The organism is Streptomyces lateritius (assembly GCF_014649715.1).
Taxonomy (GTDB): Bacteria; Actinomycetota; Actinomycetes; order Streptomycetales; family Streptomycetaceae; genus Streptomyces; species Streptomyces lateritius.
Genome location: NZ_BMTO01000003.1, coordinates 478,070 through 494,082 on the forward strand (window position 1 = coordinate 478,070; position 16,013 = coordinate 494,082).

Genomic DNA, 16,013 nt, shown 5'->3' on the forward strand with positions numbered 1-16,013 from the left:
AGCGAGACGGTCTCCTGGGAGATTCGGTCGAGCGACTCCGGGATCAGGACCCGTACCGGCTGGTAGCTTCGTTCGGGCTCTCTTTCTATCCGAGGAGTAGTACGCCATGAAGATAGCGTCAGTCAGTCCACCGTCGGATGTCCGTGCTGGCCGCTGCGCTGGCCGCGGTCACCGCGACCACCCTGGGTAGCGCCCCGGCTGCGCAGGCCGCCGGACCCGTCGATCTTCGCCTCGTCCCGCTCGGTGCCGGCTACGAGGCCGGGCTCCAGCAGCAGGTCGGGTACTGGAATCTGAACCGGCTGTCAGCCGCGTCGCTCAACGGCGACGGGTCCGAGGCCGTCGCTCCGGCAGCCGGATGGGACGACACCGCCCGGCCCTGGACCGGCGGCGGGAAGACCGCCAAGACGGTCGGCAAGCTGGTGATGCGCATGCGCAAGGCCGACGGCACGACGACGACCGATGCTCTCTCGGCCTGCACCGCCACAGTGGTCCAGAGTCAGAACAAGAGTGTCGCGGTCACCGCGGCGCACTGCCTGCGCGTCAACTGGGGCCTGAATGCTCCGCTGGACCTGAACCAGATCGCCACGAACGTGCTGTTCATCCCCGACTTCCGGGGCGAGAACCTGCCGCGCGTCGCTCCGGGCACCGACCTGGAGCAGGGCCCCGCGATCGGCCCCGACGTCGCACCGTACGGGGTGTGGGCGGTGACGCGGGCCTGGTTGACCGAAGGCTGGGCGGCACAGGCCAACCACTTCAACAACAACGGCATGGTCGCGATGGTCGTTGACAACCCGGCCGACGACCGCCTGGTCGAAGACACTTCGGCTACCCGACCGTGAACTTCAAGAGCTACAGCGGCCCCAACTTCTCCAGCACCGGTGCAGCGGTGATCAACGGCCCCCCGAACGTCAACAACGTCCCCGCCGCACAACAGCGCATCTACGACGGACGCTCCCTGATGTTCAGCCAGGGGCCGTCCTGGATCAACCGCGAGTGGTGGTGGGACACCAACAGCGACCTGATGAAGACCCAGCTCAGCCCCGGCTCCAGCGGCGGCCCCTGGTTCAAGGACTTCAACCAGGCTACGGGGGAGGGCGTCCTGGTCGGCGTCACCTCGCACCTCGCCCAGTCCAGCACCGGCGGACTCGACGCGATCGCCGAAGCCGAGGGCCGCGCCCCCAGCCCCGTACATGGCCGGGACGAACTTCGGCGACCAGGAGAAGGCCGCCTTCGAGACGGCCCAGTCCGTCACCCCCGGAGCCTGACCGTGGCGGATTCCGCCAAGTGTGTCGTGAGCGTGCTGGTCGCGGCCGTCCCGCTGTTGCTGCCCGCCCCCGCCGCGTACGCCTTATCGAGGCCTGCGCCGGCCGACGGGTCGGGCTGACTCAGGTCACGAGCGCCGCAAGCTCGGCTCCGACCAACACCGACGCCAACTTCGTGATCACGGTGAAATCCGCAGAAGTCCACGGCGAGCAGAACATCCGGATCATCCTGCCGAGCGACTACGCGGCCAACCCCGGCAAGCGGTACCCGGTCCTGTACTTCCTGCACGGCTCGCCGGACGACCCGTCCATGCCCTTCTACGGCAACACGGCGCTCACCGGGGCGTCCGGCATGATCACCATCGTGCCGGACGGCGGCAACCGCGGCTCAAGAAGATCCACTCTTCGTGGCTGCTGACGCGTACCCTCACACGGTTGGCTGGAAGCCGTTGATGGTGGCCTCGACCATGCGGGAGACCCGCTCGAGTTCGGCTCTGGTCGGATCGGCGGGGACCTTGAGGTTCTGCCACACGACCACGAAATCGAGGTTCCGGTTGTTGTCGTGGACCTTCAGCGCCTCCGAGACCACCTTTTCGACGACACCGGCGCTGTTGGGCTTGAGCGGGCCGATGCCGATCTTCGCGTGGGTGGCGGAAAGCCCGCCGTTCGGCCACAGGAGTTCGCGGTGGAACCAGCTGCGGCCGCCACCCAGGAGCATCTGGACGAGATCCGTCGGGCTGCCACTCTCCAGACTGCCGTCGAACATCCGGGTGACGAGTCTCGCCATGTCCACGGCTGTGGTCGCCTGGGCGACCTGCCCGTCGTTCGTGGACGCGATCCGCACCGGGGTCCATTGCCCCAGGTAGTCACCGGCAAGCCAGATGCCCTGCTGGGTCGGCTTCCGGAAGAAGCCGTCGTCTCCGGCCTTGGCGTTCATGAAGCCGAACGCGACGCCATGGATGCTGGCCGCAGCGCCCGGGTTCTGCTGCTGGAGGAGCATCCCCCTGAGCTGGGTGCGGTAGTCGAAGGTGAACTCGACGTTGATCGGCCGCCCTGTCGCGTCGAGTTGCGGGTCGAGAACCGTCCGGTAGGCCGGCACGATCTTGGTGGCGTCGCTCCCGTGCTGGGCGGTGATGGTGCTCGGGGTCGCGGTCGTGATCTGGTGGTCGAAGTCGGACGAGAGGGCGAGGAAGAACGCGTCCGACGACGACGGCTGCTGTTCCAGGAGCAGTTGACGGGAGAAGAAGCGGAGTGTGTGTGCCGCGTACATGGCGAGGAGTTTGACCAGGCTGCCCGAGAAGTGGACCTCGTTCTGCCGGTGGCCCGCCCACGCTCGCTCGTCAGTGGCTTCCAGAGCCACCACGGTGAGGGCGACCCGTTCGAGTGCGGTGCGGTCGGCTCCGGACAGCCCGTTCATGAAACCGTTGAGCGCGTTCTGCATGCTCCGGTTACGGTCGGCTGCCCCCTCGGCTTGGAGATTGTCGCCGTACGCTCCAGTGAACAACTCCATGTCGATCGACCCTCCTTGCGCACGAAGGAGATGGACGCCGCGAGGACTGCGGCGCTACCGATGAGCATGTACCTCCCTCCATTCTCGTACGTCACTCCGCCGGCTTCAATCGGTGTCCGCGTCGGCGCAGCAGCCGTGAGCACGGGCACCGCGAAGGGGGGTGATGGCGGTGATCCGGCCAGCCCGGGCAGCGCGCCCGGATGACAAGCTCGGTGTCATCGGAGGCGACGAGCAGGTCCCATACCAAACGGAGGCACTTTTACCATCCCGCCGATCTGGAAGTGCACGCCGTCGTGTCCTTCGCCGCCCGTGCCCCTCGGATTCAGAGTGAACGCAATAGAGCGGAAGAGGCCTTGGAGGCGCACGCTGCCGTCGGAATCCGTGGGCTCGGTCGACCCTGGGGGTGGTTGGTACGCCTCGCCCATGACCTTGTTGCCGTCGACGATGAAGTCGGTGTCGCCGCTGAGCTTGATGACCTGCGTACCCACCGGGAGATCCAGAAACTCCATGGTCGAGGCGAACGATCCTAGATGAAGGACGGGATCCTTCACCTCGGCGTCGAAAGCGACTTTGAACGAACTCCCGCCCTTGAGACCCACGATTTCCACCAGGTCCGAGGCGGGGAGCGGCGGGGTGAACGCCGCCGTTTGAAAGCCCGGGAACGTCCCGTCGAGGAAAGCGGCGCCCAAGGGGGGCCGGTCCGTCGTCACGTTGCCCTGCCCGGTGAGCGTCACCATATGCCCCCCCAGGGTTCCGACGGCCTGGGTCTTCTCATGGTTACAGAACGTCCAGTCGACGAACGCAAGCCGACGTGTCGCCATGTGTCTCGGCCTTCCTGACGATCTGGCTCATGTGCGCCACTGGGTTCGCTCGGAAGCTCCCGTTACGCGCCCCAAGACCGGCTCCACAGGGGCACTTGTGGCCTTGTCAATGGCAGCCTCGCGGCGCTAAACCTCTCAGGAAGGACGGCCGCCACATAGCCGGGGGCTCGCTGGTGGGGACGTGTCTACCAGCACGGCGTCACGCTCACCGAAGATCAACGTCGCAGTGTTGACCACCCACTGGAGCTCTTTCGGAGTGCCAGGCGGCAGGTCGCGGGTCAGACCCGACCGGCGCATGCACAAGGTTTCGTACTGCAGCGCTGATGTGGCTTCCGGCATGTCGTGGTTCCCTTCCACTCTCGTTGAGATCCAGGCCGACCCACTGGGCTTGGCCGGTCGCAAGGTTGGCCTCGGAGCCCAAGAGACTAGGGACTCGACGAGCCGCCGCCGACCACGAGTAATCCTGCTCGCCCACATCCGATCCGCAACACGACGCCGTGCCCGCCGTCACGCACCCATCCCCCGCTGCCAAGCCGCCCCACCGCATGGCCAGAAAGAAACCGGACCCTGGGGCTGCACGCCGAATGGGGTCCTCTTCCGGCACTACGCCCGGTTCCTGGACGGCGTGCGGGAGCAGGCCAACCGCCTCATCGAGCAGTCCATGGAGGAGTGGGACCGCGTCAGCCGAGGTGAGGCCCCTGCGGACTGAGCCGGAGTTTTGGTCCGTGACTGGTCCGGAATGGCTGGTCAGAAGTGGGATACCGATGGGATGAACTGGGAGTTTCGGCGTAAACGCGACCCCTCCCTACGCTTGGCGAGCGAGAGGCGCCTGACGGGTAAAAGCCCAGGTCAGGCGCCTCCTTTTGTGCCCCTAGAAGAACCCGAGCCTCTTCGGTGAGTAGCTGACCAGCAGGTTCTTCGTCTGCTGGTAGTGGTCCAGCATCATCTTGTGGGTCTCGCGGCCGATGCCCGACTGCTTGTAGCCCCCGAAGGCCGCGTGGGCCGGGTAGGCGTGGTAGCAGTTCGTCCAGACGCGGCCCGCCTGGATCGCGCGGCCCGCGCGGTAGGCGGTGGTGGCGTCGCGGGTCCAGACACCCGCCCCCAGGCCGTAGAGGGTGTCGTTCGCCGTGCGGACGGCGTCGTCGAAGTCGGTGAACGAGGTGACCGCCACGACCGGGCCGAAGATCTCCTCCTGGAAGATCCGCATGCGGTTGTCGCCCTCGAAGATGGTCGGCTGGACGTAGTAGCCACCCGCCAGCTCACCGTCGTACTCGATCCGTCGGCCTCCCGTCAGGACCTTCGCCCCCTCCTGCTGCCCGATGTCCAGATACGAAAGGATCTTCCGGAGCTGGTCGCCGGAGGCCTGGGCGCCGATCATCGTGGACGTGTCCAGGGGGTGGCCGGCCACGATCCGTTCCGTGCGGGCGACCGCAGCCTCCAGGAACTCGTGGTAATGGCCGCGCTGGATCAGGGCGCGCGACGGGCAGGTGCAGACCTCGCCCTGGTTGAGCGCGAACATGGTGAACCCTTCGAGGGCCTTGTCGCGGAAGTCGTCGTCCGCCGCCCATACGTCGTCGAAGAAGACGTTCGGCGACTTGCCGCCGAGCTCCAGCGTGACCGGCCTGATGTTCTCGGCGGCGTACCGCATGATCAGCCGCCCGGTCGTCGTCTCGCCCGTGAAGGCGATCTTCGCGACCCGTGGTGAGGACGCCAGCGGCTTGCCCGCCTCCTCCCCGAAGCCGTTGACGATGTTGACCACGCCCGGAGGCAACAGGTCGCCGACCAGACTCATCCAGAAGTGGATGGACACCGGGGCCTGTTCGGCCGGCTTGAGGACCACCACGTTGCCCGCCGCGAGCGCCGGGGCCAGTTTCCAGACCGCCATCAGGATCGGGAAGTTCCACGGGATGATCTGGGCGACCACGCCCAACGGCTCGTGGAAGTGATATGCGACGGTGTCGTCGTCCAGTTCGCTCAGCGAGCCCTCCTGACCGCGCAGCGCCCCCGCGAAGTAGCGGAAGTGGTCGATCGCGAGGGGGATGTCGGCGGCCAGCGTCTCCCGGACCGGCTTGCCGTTCTCCCAGCTCTCGGCGACAGCCAGCTCCTCCAGGTGCGCCTCCATCCGGTCCGCGATCAGCAGGAGAGTCCGGGAGCGTTCGGCGGCGGGCCTGCGGCCCCACGCCGGCGCCGCCGCGTGGGCCGCGTCCAGGGCGCGCTCGACGTCCTCCGCCGTGCCGCGGGCGACCTCCGTGAACGGCCGCCCGTCGACCGGACTGGGGTTCTCGAAGTACCGGCCCCGGGCCGGGGCCACGTACTCACCGCCGATCCAGTGGTCGTAGCGGGGCTGGTACGACAGGAGAGCGCCCTCGGTACCGGGTGCGGCGTAACGGGTCATGAGCATGGCCTCCCTCGGCTCGCGCCGGCCGTCCCTGACCGGCCCTCACCGCCGAGGGTGGTCTCCGGGACGTTGCAACCCCGTTGCGCCCGCCGACAGTTCCGCGTCGAGGGCGTTCAGCCGCGCCAGCACGGCGGGCAGCCGCTCCGCCGGGGCCACCTTCGACGACGCCCGCCACAGCTCCACGTCGTCCTCGCCCCACGCGCTGTACGTCCAGTCGGCCAGCAGCCCCGGATCACCCCGGTCCACCAGCGCCGCCCGCAGTCCGTCCGCCAGCCGCGCGCGCAGCCGTACCACCCCCGGCGCCCGCGAGCCGGGCAGCAGCGGGCCCGCGTACGCGCGCATCGCAGCGGACAGCGCTCCCGACCCGAGCCGGCGCTCCACGGTGGCGAAGTCCGCGTCGACCGGGGCGGCGAGACGGTACGGGCGCGAGCGCAGCAGCTCCGCTCCCAGCAGTCCCCGCAGCCGGGACAGTTCCGCCCGCAACGTGACCGGGGTGACCGACTCGTCCTCGTACAGCAGGGTGATCAGTTCGTCGCCCCTCACCCCCTCGGGGCGGTGCGCGAGGACGACGAGGATCTCGCTGTGCCGACGGCTCAACCGCAGCCGGCGGCCCGCCACGGTCAGCAGCGCCTCGTCCCGGCCGAGCGCGGTCAGCCGCAGCCGTTCGAGCGAGGGCTCGGGCGCGAGCAGCGCCAGCTGCGACTCCGCGGCCCGCGCCACCGCCTGCACGAACGCGAGACTGTGCGGATGGGCGAGCCGGTCCCCGCCCGTGATGTCCACCGCGCCGATCAGCCGCCCGCTGTGCGGATCGTGCACGGGCGCGGCGGCGCAGGTCCATGCCTGGACCGGCCGCCGGAAGTGCTCCGCGCCGAAGACCTGCACCGGACGGTCCACGGCGATCGCCGTGCCGGGAGCGTTGGTCCCGGCCACCGACTCCGACCAGCGCGCCCCCGCCACGAAGTTCATGGCACGGGCCCGCCGCAGCGTTCCAGGGTGCCCCTCCACCCAGAGCATGCGGCCCGCCGCGTCGCAGACCGCGAGCAGGTGCTCGCCGTCCCTCGCGTAGGCGCCCATCAGCTCCCGGATCACCGGCATCGCGGCGGACAACGGATGTTCCTCCCGGTGTCCGGTGAGTTCCTCGTCGGCCAGCTCCACGCAGGCCGCGCCGTCCGGGCTGACCCGGGCCCGGGCCGAGCGCCGCCACGAGTCGGCGACCAGCCGCCGTACCGGAGGAAGCCGCCGCGCACCGCCCGCCGCCCCCGCAAGCCGACCGCCGCTGAGGAACGCCTCGCGTGCCCGGCGCAGCGCTCCCGGGTCCTGCTCCGCCGCCGGCCACGCCTCGTGCAACTCGGCCTCCCCGCGTGGTCGTCGGTCGCGTCGACCGTTCGTCCGGCGCCTGTGCGCGAGTAGCCCGTTCGGCGTCGGTCGAGGCGGTCCGGTCGTGCTGTGGAGGTCATCGTGGTGCGCTCGGCGGCCGTCGACAAGCGTCCGGACGCCTCGGCATACGCACCCTGTCCGGACAGCGCTCCCAGGTCCTCACGTAGAGTGGGGCTCGGGCCGTGACTGGCGCTTGAGGTGGATCACCACCGGGGAGCGGTCCCGCGGAAGCCGCGCACCGCGCGGCCCCGTCGCTGCCGTGCGCCTGGGCGATCACCCTGTTCTCCACGACGCCCAGGAGTGGCCCATGTCCACCAGCACCGCCTCCCTCATGGACGGCACCGCCCTCGCCCGCCGCACCGTTGAGGAGACCGCCGTCCGCGCGGCCGAGATCACCCGCCGCACCGGTGTCACCCCCTGCCTCGCCACGGTGCTCGTCGGCGCCGACCCGGCCTCCGTCACGTACGTGAAGATGAAGCAGAACCGCTGCGCGAAGGCCGGAATCCGCTCCCGCCACGTCGAGCTGCCCGCCTCGACGACGACCGAGGAGCTCGTCGCCGCGATCACCGCGCTCTCCGAGGACCCCGAGGTCCACGGCATCCTCCTCCAGCACCCGGTCGGTCCGCACATCGACGAGCGCGCCGCCTTCGAGGCGATCGCCCCGGCCAAGGACGTCGACGGCGTCACGATGGCCTCCTTCGCCGCCATGGGCTTCGGGCTGCCCGGCTTCGTCTCGTGCACGCCCGGCGGCATCATGCGCCTGCTCGACGAGTACCGCGTCGAGCTCAGCGGCAAGCGGGCCGTCGTCGTCGGCCGTTCCGCGATCCTCGGCAAGCCCGCCGGCCTGCTGCTGCTCGGCCGCGACGCCACCGTGACGTACTGCCACTCCCGCACCACCGAACTCTCCTCCATCGTCCAGGAGGCCGACATCCTCGTGGCGGCCGTGGGCAAGCCCCGCTTCATCAAGGGCGAGGACATCAAGCCCGGCGCCGTCGTGATCGACGCGGGTTACAACCCCGGAAACGTCGGGGACGTCGACTTCGAGACGGCCGCGGAGCGAGCCTGTCTGATCACACCCGTACCGGGTGGCGTGGGTCCCATGACGATCGCGGTGCTCCTCGCTCAGACCGTCGACGGCGCGGAACGCCAGCTCGGCCTCTAGCACGGCAGGGAGAGAGTGAGCGACGGGTGGGCGGACGAACTCTGTCACAGTTCTGTACGGGCCGTGCTGCAACTTGCCCTCAATGCAACGCCGTCGGTCGTCCGGCCGGCTGTCGGCGGGTGACCCTGGTCACCATGTCCCCGCTCTCCGCCGACCTGTCGTCGTCCTTCCGGTACTTCGTCGTGCCGATGCTCCTGCTCGTGGCGGCCGTCGTGATCGTCGGCCGCCACGGGACCGGGGAGGAGCTGCGGCCGTCGGACGACCCGAAGCCGGTCCGTGCGGCCGCCGGCGCCGGGAACGCGCAGGCCGGCGCCCAACAGGCCGGGCCCCAGGGCGGGATCGACGTGCGCCGGCCCTCGCCCATCCCCACCGGGGCCGCCTCCGCGGCGTCCGTGCCCGCCGCACCGGTTCCGACGGGGCCCGGGCCCGGCTCAACGTCGACCCCGTCCACGTCACCGGCTCCCGCCGCGCCCGTTCCCACCTCGTCCCTTCCCGGCGCCGCCGGGACCACCGGGCCCGCCACCGGCCCGGCCGTCCCCTACCAGCGGCTCGTGGTGGGGGAGTGCTTCGACATCGACCGGGACGCTCCTGGCACCGTCGTCCGACGCGACTGTCACCGCGCGCACGACGCCCAGCTCGTCGCCGTCCTGCGGCTCACCGGCCAGCCGCGCACCGACGAGGACGTACGGGACGCGGCGGCGGAGCTGTGCCGGGCGCCGCTGCGTACCAAGGCCGCGGAGCAGCCGAGCGGCACGCGCTGGACCACGTTCGTCCAGTACCCGTACCGCAGCGGCTATCTCCTCGGGTCCGACACCGTGGCCTGCAGCCTCGCCGTGTACTCAGGCGGCGCCGCGCCGGGCGGCTCCGGACCGAAGCTCACGGCCCCGCTCCTGTGACGGTTCCGGCGCGCACGACCCCGGCCTCGTCACCCGCCCTGACGCCCGCCTCGTCCACGCCCTCCCCCTCCGAGAGACCCGCGAGCGCGGCGGCCGGGTCCGGGTCCGCCGGGCCGGCCGGCACCCAGGCGCCCCGTTCCTTGCGGTAGGGCCACCAGCGACCGTCCGCGCCCACCCGCAGCTGCGCGTCCGCGCCGACCACCGTCCAGCGCCCGGCCCCGGCCGGCCTCAGCACCGGCCGCTCGGCCTCCTCCCAGGCCTCCGCGAGCACCGCCCCCGCCCGGACCGTCGCCTCGCGGCCGGGCTTCCACTCCTCCTCCAGCACGGAGAGGGCGGCCGCACCTCCGAACCGCCACGCGCGCGTGGCGAGGTCCAGCTCCGCCCGACGCCGCCCGGAACCGGCGGCCAGCCGCTCGGCGATCCACGGCGGGGGCGCCCCCGCGGCCAGACGCACCGCGTCCTGATCGGCCCTCAGGGGCGTTTCGGCAGGCGCGTGGCCCGGAGCGAGGGCCTCGGCCAGCATCCGGTGCGCCCGGGCGGCCGCGTCCGCCGCCAGGAACCGCAGCGCCGCCGGATCGAGGCCGGGCTCCGGAGCCGTCTCGGTGTCGAGTGACGGCGGCTCGCCCGGGGCCGGCGGCAGCGTGGGCGGGAGGGGCAGCGGCGGCAGGATGTCCCGCGCGGCGAACGCCTCCTCGGCGCTCACCCCCTCCACAACGGATCCATTCCCCACGGACCCCTCTCCAGCGGCACGTTCCCGGGCGGCACGTTCCCCGGCGGCGCTGCGTTCCTGCAGCGCCGCCAGGAGCGCCCGCTCGCCGCGCCCCCGCATCAGCAGCAGCACGAACGGGTCCTCGTCGAGCAGCCGCGCCACCTCGTAGCAGAGCGCCGCCGTGTGCGGGCAGTGGTCCCAGGCCTCACAGCCGCACTCGGGCTCCAGGTCGCCGATGCCCGGCAGCAGTTCGAGCCCCGCGGCGGCCGCGTCCTCCACCAGGTGCGGTGGCATCTCATGGTCGAGCAGGGCCGCGATGTGCCCCGCGCTCTCCACCGCCAGGTCCAGGAGCCGGTCCCACTCCGCCTCCGACAGCTCCTGCAGCAGCACATCGCTGCGGTACGCGGTGCCGTCGCGGTCCTTGACGACCGCCGTGATCCGGCCCGGCCGTACCGAGACCGCACCCACCGCGCCCGCTCGCGCGTGCCGGCGCCCCTTCTTCAGCTGCTCGCCGTCGAGGGCGGTGTCCTCGAGCGCCTTCAGCCACGCACGGCCCCACCAGGTCCGGGCGAAGGCCGCGCCACGAGCGGGCGGCAGCGCGGCGAAAGTCCGCTCCTCGTCCCGCCCGTTACGCCCGTCCCTCCGCTCCTCGTTCCGCTCGTCGTCGTGCATGCCGTCGTACGCGCTCATCGGCCGGCCCCTCCATCCCCTCGCAGCTGGACCAGATCCGCCAGCTCGGCATCGGTCAGTTCGGTCAGTGCCGCCTCGCCTCCGCCGAGCACGGCGTCGGCCAACTCCCGCTTGCGCAGCAGCATGGCGGCGATCCGGTCCTCGATCGTGCCCTCGGCGATCAGCCGGTGGACCTGGACCGGCTGGGTCTGCCCGATGCGGTACGCCCGGTCGGTGGCCTGGGCCTCCACCGCCGGGTTCCACCAGCGGTCGTAGTGCACGACATGGCCGGCCCGGGTGAGGTTGAGACCGGTGCCCGCCGCCTTGAGCGAGAGCAGGAAGACCGGCACGTCGCCGTCCTGGAAGCGGGCGACCATCGCCTCGCGCTCGGCCACCGGCGTACCGCCGTGCAGGAACTGGGTCCGTACACCGCGCGCCGCCAGATGCCGTTCGAGCAGCCGCGCCATCCGCACGTACTGGGTGAAGACCAGCACGCTTCCGTCCTCCGCGAGGATCGTGTCGAGGAGCTCGTCGAGGAGTTCCAGCTTCTCCGAACGGCCCTCGATCCGCGGGCGTTCCTCCTTCAGGTACTGGGCGGGGTGGTTGCAGATCTGCTTGAGGCCGGTCAGCAGCTTCACCACCAGACCGCGGCGCTCCATGCCGCCGGCCTCGGCGATCGCCGCGAGGGTCTCCCGCACCACCGCCTCGTAGAGCGCCGTCTGCTCCTTCGTCAGGGAGACGGCACGGTCGGTCTCCGTCTTCGGCGGCAGTTCGGGTGCGATGCCGGGGTCCGACTTGCGGCGGCGCAGCAGGAACGGGCGGACGAGCGCGGACAGGCGTGCGGCGGCGGCCGGGTCCTCACCGCCCTCAACGGCCGAGGCGTGGCGGGAGCGGAAGGTGCCCAGCCGGCCGAGCAGGCCGGGCGTGGTCCAGTCGAGGATCGCCCACAGCTCGGAGAGGTTGTTCTCGACGGGCGTGCCGGTCAGGGCGACGCGCGCCTTGGCGCCGATGGTGCGCAGCTGCCGGGCCGTGGACGAGTACGGGTTCTTGACGTGCTGGGCCTCGTCCGCCACGACCATGCCCCACGGGATCCGCGCCAGTTTCTCCGTGTCGAGCCGCATGGTGCCGTACGTGGTGAGGACGAACTCTCCTTCCGCCAGGTCGTCCAGGGCACGGTCCGGTCCGTGGAAGCGGCGTACGGGCGTGTCGGGCGCGAACTTCTCGATCTCCCGCTGCCAGTTGCCCATGAGGGAGGTGGGGCAGACGACGAGGGTCGGACCCGCGGTGGAGGGATCGCCCTGCCGGTGCAGGTGGAGCGCGATGAGCGTGATCGTCTTGCCCAGGCCCATGTCGTCGGCGAGGCAGCCGCCGAGGCCCAGGGAGGTCATCCGGTGCAGCCAGTTCAGGCCGCGCAACTGGTAGTCGCGGAGCGTCGCGGCGAGCGCGGCGGGCGGGCCGACCTCCTGCGGGCCGCCCTCGGGGTCGGTGAGGCGGGCGCGCAGCCGTTCGAGCGCGCCCGTGGCCTGCACCTCGACCCGTCGGCCGTCGACCTCGGTCGTGCCGGTGAGGACGGCGCCGAGCGCGTCGACGGGCGTGAGCTTGCGGTCCTGGGCCTGGCGGGCACGGCGCACCTCGGCCGGGTCGACCAGCACCCACTGGTCGCGCAGCCGGACCACCGGCCGGTCGGCCTCGGCGAGCCGGTCCAGCTCAGCCCTCGTCAGCTCCTGGTCGCCGATGGCGAACCGCCAGTTGAAGGCGAGCAGCGCGTCGGCGGAGAGGAACGAGGGCAGCTCGGAGGAACGGTGATCGGTGGTGGGGCGTGTGTCGCCTTCACTCTCGGTGCGCCGGCCGGGGTCTTCGTACGAGCCGGCGTCCGGGTACGCCTCGGTGGAGGTTGCCTCCCTGGTCCGGGGGGTCCCTTCCTCGTCCGCGGGGCCGATCAGCACGCGGGACGTGAGCCGGTGCGCCAGGTCGCGCGGCCAGTGGACCTGCACGCCCGTGGCGCTCAGGGCCCGTGCCGCCGGGCCGAGCAGCTCCGTGATCTCCTCATCGGCCAGCTCGACGGCGTCGGGGACGGCCGCCGTGAGGAGCGGGGTCAGCGGTGGCCAGGCACGGGCGGCGCGGCGGAGGGCGAGCAGCGCGTCCATCCGGGCGCGGGGCCCGAACGCGCCGCCGACCGGACCGGATCCGGCCCACACGTCGGCCGCGTCCACGACCAGGGCCGGGTCGCTGACGCTGTGCATCTGGAGCACGGCACGGAAGGCCGGCGCCTCGCGCGCGGTCAGCCCCGGTAGTTCGACGCGCAGCGAGAGCCGTACGCCCGCGTCGTGGCCCGCCGCCACGTCCGCCGCCCACGCCCGCTGTCCGGGCAGCTCCTGCGGCGCGTCCGCGGCGAAGGCGGGCCCGCCCGCGGCGAGGGGCGCGGCCGGGGTGCGCGGCAGGCCGTCCACGACGGCGTCCACGAAGGCGCGCAGCAGCCCCTCGGGCTCGGGCAGCAGCAACTCCCCTTCGCCGGCGACGGGTACGGCGTGGGCCGACGGGGGCATCGAAGCGGCGAGCGTCCGCAGCTCTCCCAGTTCGTCGGGGCCCAGCGGCCCGGCACGCCACGCGTCGCGGTCGGTGGCGGTGAGACCGGGCAGGAGCAAGCCCTTCGCCACGAGCTGCAGGGCGAAGAGGGCGGCGGCGCCCCAGAAGGCGGTCGCGGGGGAGGAGTGCTCGGAGAAGCGGGCGCGCGTGAGGGCCGGCAGGGCGTCCCGTACGGGAAGCAGAAGCGCGGGGACGGTGTGGGGGCGGACGTCGTCGCCCACCACCGTCAGCTCTTCCGGCCCGGCCTCCGTCCACTGGTCCGGGCACTCGTCCGTCCACGGGCCTGTCGGCCGGTCCGTCCGCCGGTCCCTCGGCCAGAAGGCGATCCGGCCGGCGCGGGGCGGATCGGAGGGCAGGAAGACGGCGGAGCGGCGGACGAGTTCATCGAGTCTCAAAGACGGCGACAACACATTCCTCAAATTTGACTACTGGGCCGAGCGGCCGAGGGTACCTGACGAGACCCCCCTCCCGCCCCGCGAGCCGCCGTGACCTGGATCACCTCGCTCTTCCTCCGGCCCCGTCCGGGGGGAGCCAGCCCCACCCCCGCCCCTGGGCAAGCCCCCCGGAACCCCGGGGGATGACGCCATGGCCGCGCACGATCACCGATCCGTAGGTTCGAAGGAATCCGGGCGGACCGCGTCCGGGCCCCGCCCACGGACACCGGAGACCGCCATGCCACAGGCCCCCGCCACGCTCACGGCGCCCGATCGGAGCACCACCGTCAGGAGAGGGGGCGGCAGCGAGTTCGCCCCGCTCCTGCGCACCGTCAAGGAGCAGGGGCTCCTCGAGCGCCGGGCCGGCTGGTACGCACGCGGGATGGCCGTCAACTTCCTCGGCTTCGCCGCCGTCGTCGCCGCTCTGGTGCTGCTCGGTCCCTCCTGGTGGGCGCTCCTCCTCGCCGTCCCTCTCGCGCTGCTCTCCGCGCGCGCCGCCTTCGTCGGACACGACGCCGGCCACGCGCAGATCAGCGGCGACCGGAGGCGCAACCGGATCATCCAGCTCGTCCACGCCGACCTCCTGCTCGGCATGAGCCAGGAGTGGTGGAACGACAAGCACAACCGCCACCACGCCAACCCCAACCACCTGGAAAAGGACCCGGACGTGGCGGCCGACATCCTCGTGTTCGCCCAGCACCAGACCGCAGGCCGGACCGGGGTGCGCGGCTGGCTCACCCGCCACCAGGCGTGGCTGTTCTTCCCGCTGACCACCCTCGAGGGCATCGCTCTCAAGGTGTACGGATTCCAGGCCCTGTTCTCCAAGGGCGGGCCGTTCCGCACCCGGCGTGAGCGGCTCGTCGAGGGCGCCCTGCTGCTCGCCCACGTCGTCGGCTACGCGACCCTGCTTCTGGTCACCCTCACCGTCGGCCAGGCGCTCCTCTTCGCCCTCGTCCACCAGATGCTCCTCGGACTCCACCTGGGTCTGGCCTTCGCCCCCAACCACAAGGGCATGGAGATGCCGGGCGCACACCCGGACGGCGACAGCTGGGGCCACCTGCGCCGGCAGGTGCTCACCTCGCGCAACATCCGTGGCGGCGTCCTGACCGACTGGTTCCTGGGCGGCCTGAACTACCAGATCGAGCACCACCTCTTCCCGAGCATGCCCCGGCCTCATCTGCGCCTCGCCCAGCCCGCCGTGCGTGCGCACTGCCGCACACTGGGTATCCCGTACACGGAGACCGGCTTCATCGAGTCCTACCGGCAGGCGCTGGGCCACCTGCACGAGGTCGGCGAGCCGCTCCGTACGGCGGCCTGACGGCCCCGTACCCCCGCCCGAGAAGGAGGCGTCACCCATGACGGCACGGACCAAACTGGTGATCGGAGGAGTGGCCGTAGGCCTTCTCCTGATGCCCCTGATCGGGTTCTGGATGTCACTGCTGGTGATGCTCGGTGTGCCCGCCGTGGCCTACCTGGCCCTGGACCCGAGCCAGCGGCGCAGGCTGCGCAGGGTCTCGCGCAAGCAGATCGACCGCTGACGGAAGGGTTGATCCCGGGCGAGAGACCGTGTCGTAGGGTCGGAGGTGATCATCTGTTCGGGAGAGGGGAGCTGCGCGTCATGAGCACGGACCGAGGCGTGGGCGGTACGGTCACGGCGGTCAGCAGCAACGGCGTGTACTCGTTCACCAAGCCGAACCGGGACGGCATCACGCTGCTCGCCGGGCTCGGCGTGGAGGGGGACGTCCACGCGGGCGTCACGGTCAAGCACCGCTCTCGCGTGGCGAAGGACCCGACGGTGCCGAACCTGCGGCAGGTCCATCTCATCCACGCGGAGCTCTTCGACGAGGTCGCCGGTTCAGGCTTCGAGGTCACCCCCGGCGATCTCGGCGAGAACATCACGACCCGAGGCATCGACCTCCTCGCCCTGCCGACCGGCACCCGGCTGCGTCTCGGCGCCGAAGCGGTCGTGGAGGTCACAGGACTGCGCAACCCTTGCGCTCAGATCGACAAATTTCGGCACGGGCTGCTCAAGAAGGTCCTCGGTCGCGACGAGAACGGGCAGATCGTCCGCAAGGCCGGGATCATGAGCATCGTGCTCACCGGCGGAGTGGTGCGGCCCGGCGACCCGGTCGCGATCGAGCTCCCGGCCGGGCCGCACTGTCCCCTGGAGATGGTCTGAGCCTCGGCTC

Annotated in this window: 14 protein-coding genes and 1 riboswitch; of the genes, 8 read left to right on the forward strand and 6 right to left on the reverse strand. The window is 71.4% G+C overall.

Annotated features, from left to right (window positions below; all coding sequences use genetic code 11):
• Positions 1–137: 137 nt before the first annotated feature.
• The 3 genes from IE136_RS08490 (at position 138) to IE136_RS35470 (ending at position 1,680) form a co-directional block, all read left to right on the forward strand.
• Entirely contained in the window at positions 138–839 is a 702-nt protein-coding gene (locus IE136_RS08490) for a trypsin-like serine peptidase (RefSeq protein ID WP_189599970.1), read from the forward strand.
• Entirely contained in the window at positions 836–1,384 is a 549-nt protein-coding gene (locus IE136_RS08495; protein ID WP_189599971.1) for a hypothetical protein, read from the forward strand. The genes IE136_RS08490 and IE136_RS08495 overlap by 4 nt, the downstream gene beginning before the upstream one ends.
• Before the next feature lie 62 nt (positions 1,385–1,446).
• Entirely contained in the window at positions 1,447–1,680 is a 234-nt protein-coding gene (locus IE136_RS35470; protein WP_229818716.1) for an alpha/beta hydrolase-fold protein, read from the forward strand.
• Positions 1,681–1,689: 9 nt separating this feature from the next.
• Here IE136_RS35470 and IE136_RS08505 read toward each other — a convergent pair whose 3' ends face one another.
• The 4 genes from IE136_RS08505 to IE136_RS08520 all read right to left on the reverse strand — a co-directional run bounded on the left by IE136_RS08505 (position 1,690) and on the right by IE136_RS08520 (position 7,338).
• Positions 1,690–2,772, reverse strand: coding sequence for a hypothetical protein (locus IE136_RS08505; RefSeq protein WP_158992906.1), 1,083 nt, complete (start codon positions 2,770–2,772; stop codon positions 1,690–1,692).
• A 215-nt stretch (positions 2,773–2,987) separates the two neighbouring features.
• On the reverse strand, positions 2,988–3,593 hold the full coding sequence (locus IE136_RS08510; RefSeq protein WP_158992908.1) for a hypothetical protein: 606 nt from the start codon (positions 3,591–3,593) through the stop codon (positions 2,988–2,990).
• Between the two features lie 871 nt (positions 3,594–4,464).
• A complete protein-coding gene (gene exaC / locus IE136_RS08515) occupies positions 4,465–5,988 on the reverse strand; it encodes an acetaldehyde dehydrogenase ExaC (RefSeq protein ID WP_189599973.1) in 1,524 nt (507 codons plus the stop codon).
• Between the two features lie 45 nt (positions 5,989–6,033).
• Positions 6,034–7,338, reverse strand: a complete 1,305-nt coding sequence (locus tag IE136_RS08520) for a GAF domain-containing protein (protein WP_189599974.1) — start codon at positions 7,336–7,338, stop codon at positions 6,034–6,036.
• 202 nt (positions 7,339–7,540) lie between these two features.
• A riboswitch (ZMP/ZTP riboswitch) is annotated at positions 7,541–7,646 on the forward strand.
• A gap of 29 nt (positions 7,647–7,675) precedes the next feature.
• Here IE136_RS08520 and IE136_RS08525 point away from each other — a divergent pair.
• Both IE136_RS08525 and IE136_RS08530 read left to right on the forward strand, forming a co-directional pair.
• The gene (locus IE136_RS08525) at positions 7,676–8,530 is read left to right on the forward strand and encodes a bifunctional 5,10-methylenetetrahydrofolate dehydrogenase/5,10-methenyltetrahydrofolate cyclohydrolase (protein WP_158992914.1); all 855 of its coding nucleotides are present in this window, start codon (positions 7,676–7,678) and stop codon (positions 8,528–8,530) included.
• A 134-nt stretch (positions 8,531–8,664) separates the two neighbouring features.
• Positions 8,665–9,426 (forward strand): hypothetical protein, encoded by a 762-nt coding sequence (locus tag IE136_RS08530; protein ID WP_158992916.1) that lies wholly within the window; start codon positions 8,665–8,667, stop codon positions 9,424–9,426.
• On the opposite strand, the gene IE136_RS08535 is transcribed toward IE136_RS08530, so the two are convergent.
• Together IE136_RS08535 and IE136_RS08540 are read right to left on the reverse strand one after the other, a co-directional pair.
• The gene (locus IE136_RS08535; RefSeq protein ID WP_373309025.1) at positions 9,407–10,825 is read right to left on the reverse strand and encodes an SWF or SNF family helicase; all 1,419 of its coding nucleotides are present in this window, start codon (positions 10,823–10,825) and stop codon (positions 9,407–9,409) included. The two genes, IE136_RS08530 and IE136_RS08535, sit on opposite strands and share 20 nt — an antisense overlap.
• Positions 10,822–13,785 carry an SCO1167/SCO6262 family helicase gene (locus tag IE136_RS08540; protein ID WP_229818717.1) on the reverse strand — a complete coding sequence of 988 codons (2,964 nt, stop codon included), beginning with the start codon at positions 13,783–13,785 and terminating at the stop codon, positions 10,822–10,824. The genes IE136_RS08535 and IE136_RS08540 overlap by 4 nt, the downstream gene beginning before the upstream one ends.
• 277 nt (positions 13,786–14,062) lie before the next feature.
• Between IE136_RS08540 and IE136_RS08545 the strand changes: the two genes are divergently transcribed.
• The 3 genes from IE136_RS08545 (at position 14,063) to IE136_RS08555 (ending at position 16,003) form a co-directional block, all read left to right on the forward strand.
• Positions 14,063–15,142: a fatty acid desaturase family protein gene (locus IE136_RS08545; RefSeq protein WP_189599976.1), complete on the forward strand. Its 1,080-nt coding sequence runs from the start codon at positions 14,063–14,065 to the stop codon at positions 15,140–15,142.
• 37 nt (positions 15,143–15,179) lie between these two features.
• Positions 15,180–15,362: a tail-anchor membrane protein gene (locus IE136_RS08550; protein WP_189599977.1), complete on the forward strand. Its 183-nt coding sequence runs from the start codon at positions 15,180–15,182 to the stop codon at positions 15,360–15,362.
• A gap of 80 nt (positions 15,363–15,442) precedes the next feature.
• Entirely contained in the window at positions 15,443–16,003 is a 561-nt protein-coding gene (locus tag IE136_RS08555; RefSeq protein WP_189599978.1) for an MOSC domain-containing protein, read from the forward strand.
• Positions 16,004–16,013 lie beyond the last annotated feature (10 nt).

What these genes read in the sequence shown, in the direction of transcription:
- IE136_RS08530 (WP_158992916.1), top strand. Translation starts at nt 8,665, where the DNA reads ATGTCCCCGCTCTCCGCCGACCTGTCGTCGTCCTTCCGGTACTTCGTC.
- IE136_RS08505 (WP_158992906.1), bottom strand. Translation starts at nt 2,772, where the DNA reads ATGGAGTTGTTCACTGGAGCGTACGGCGACAATCTCCAAGCCGAGGGG.
- exaC (WP_189599973.1), bottom strand. Translation starts at nt 5,988, where the DNA reads ATGACCCGTTACGCCGCACCCGGTACCGAGGGCGCTCTCCTGTCGTAC.
- IE136_RS08555 (WP_189599978.1), top strand. Translation starts at nt 15,443, where the DNA reads ATGAGCACGGACCGAGGCGTGGGCGGTACGGTCACGGCGGTCAGCAGC.
- IE136_RS08535 (WP_373309025.1), bottom strand. Translation starts at nt 10,825, where the DNA reads ATGAGCGCGTACGACGGCATGCACGACGACGAGCGGAACGAGGAGCGG.
- IE136_RS08510 (WP_158992908.1), bottom strand. Translation starts at nt 3,593, where the DNA reads ATGGCGACACGTCGGCTTGCGTTCGTCGACTGGACGTTCTGTAACCAT.
- IE136_RS08490 (WP_189599970.1), top strand. Translation starts at nt 138, where the DNA reads ATGTCCGTGCTGGCCGCTGCGCTGGCCGCGGTCACCGCGACCACCCTG.
- IE136_RS08525 (WP_158992914.1), top strand. Translation starts at nt 7,676, where the DNA reads ATGTCCACCAGCACCGCCTCCCTCATGGACGGCACCGCCCTCGCCCGC.
- IE136_RS08550 (WP_189599977.1), top strand. Translation starts at nt 15,180, where the DNA reads ATGACGGCACGGACCAAACTGGTGATCGGAGGAGTGGCCGTAGGCCTT.
- IE136_RS08545 (WP_189599976.1), top strand. Translation starts at nt 14,063, where the DNA reads ATGCCACAGGCCCCCGCCACGCTCACGGCGCCCGATCGGAGCACCACC.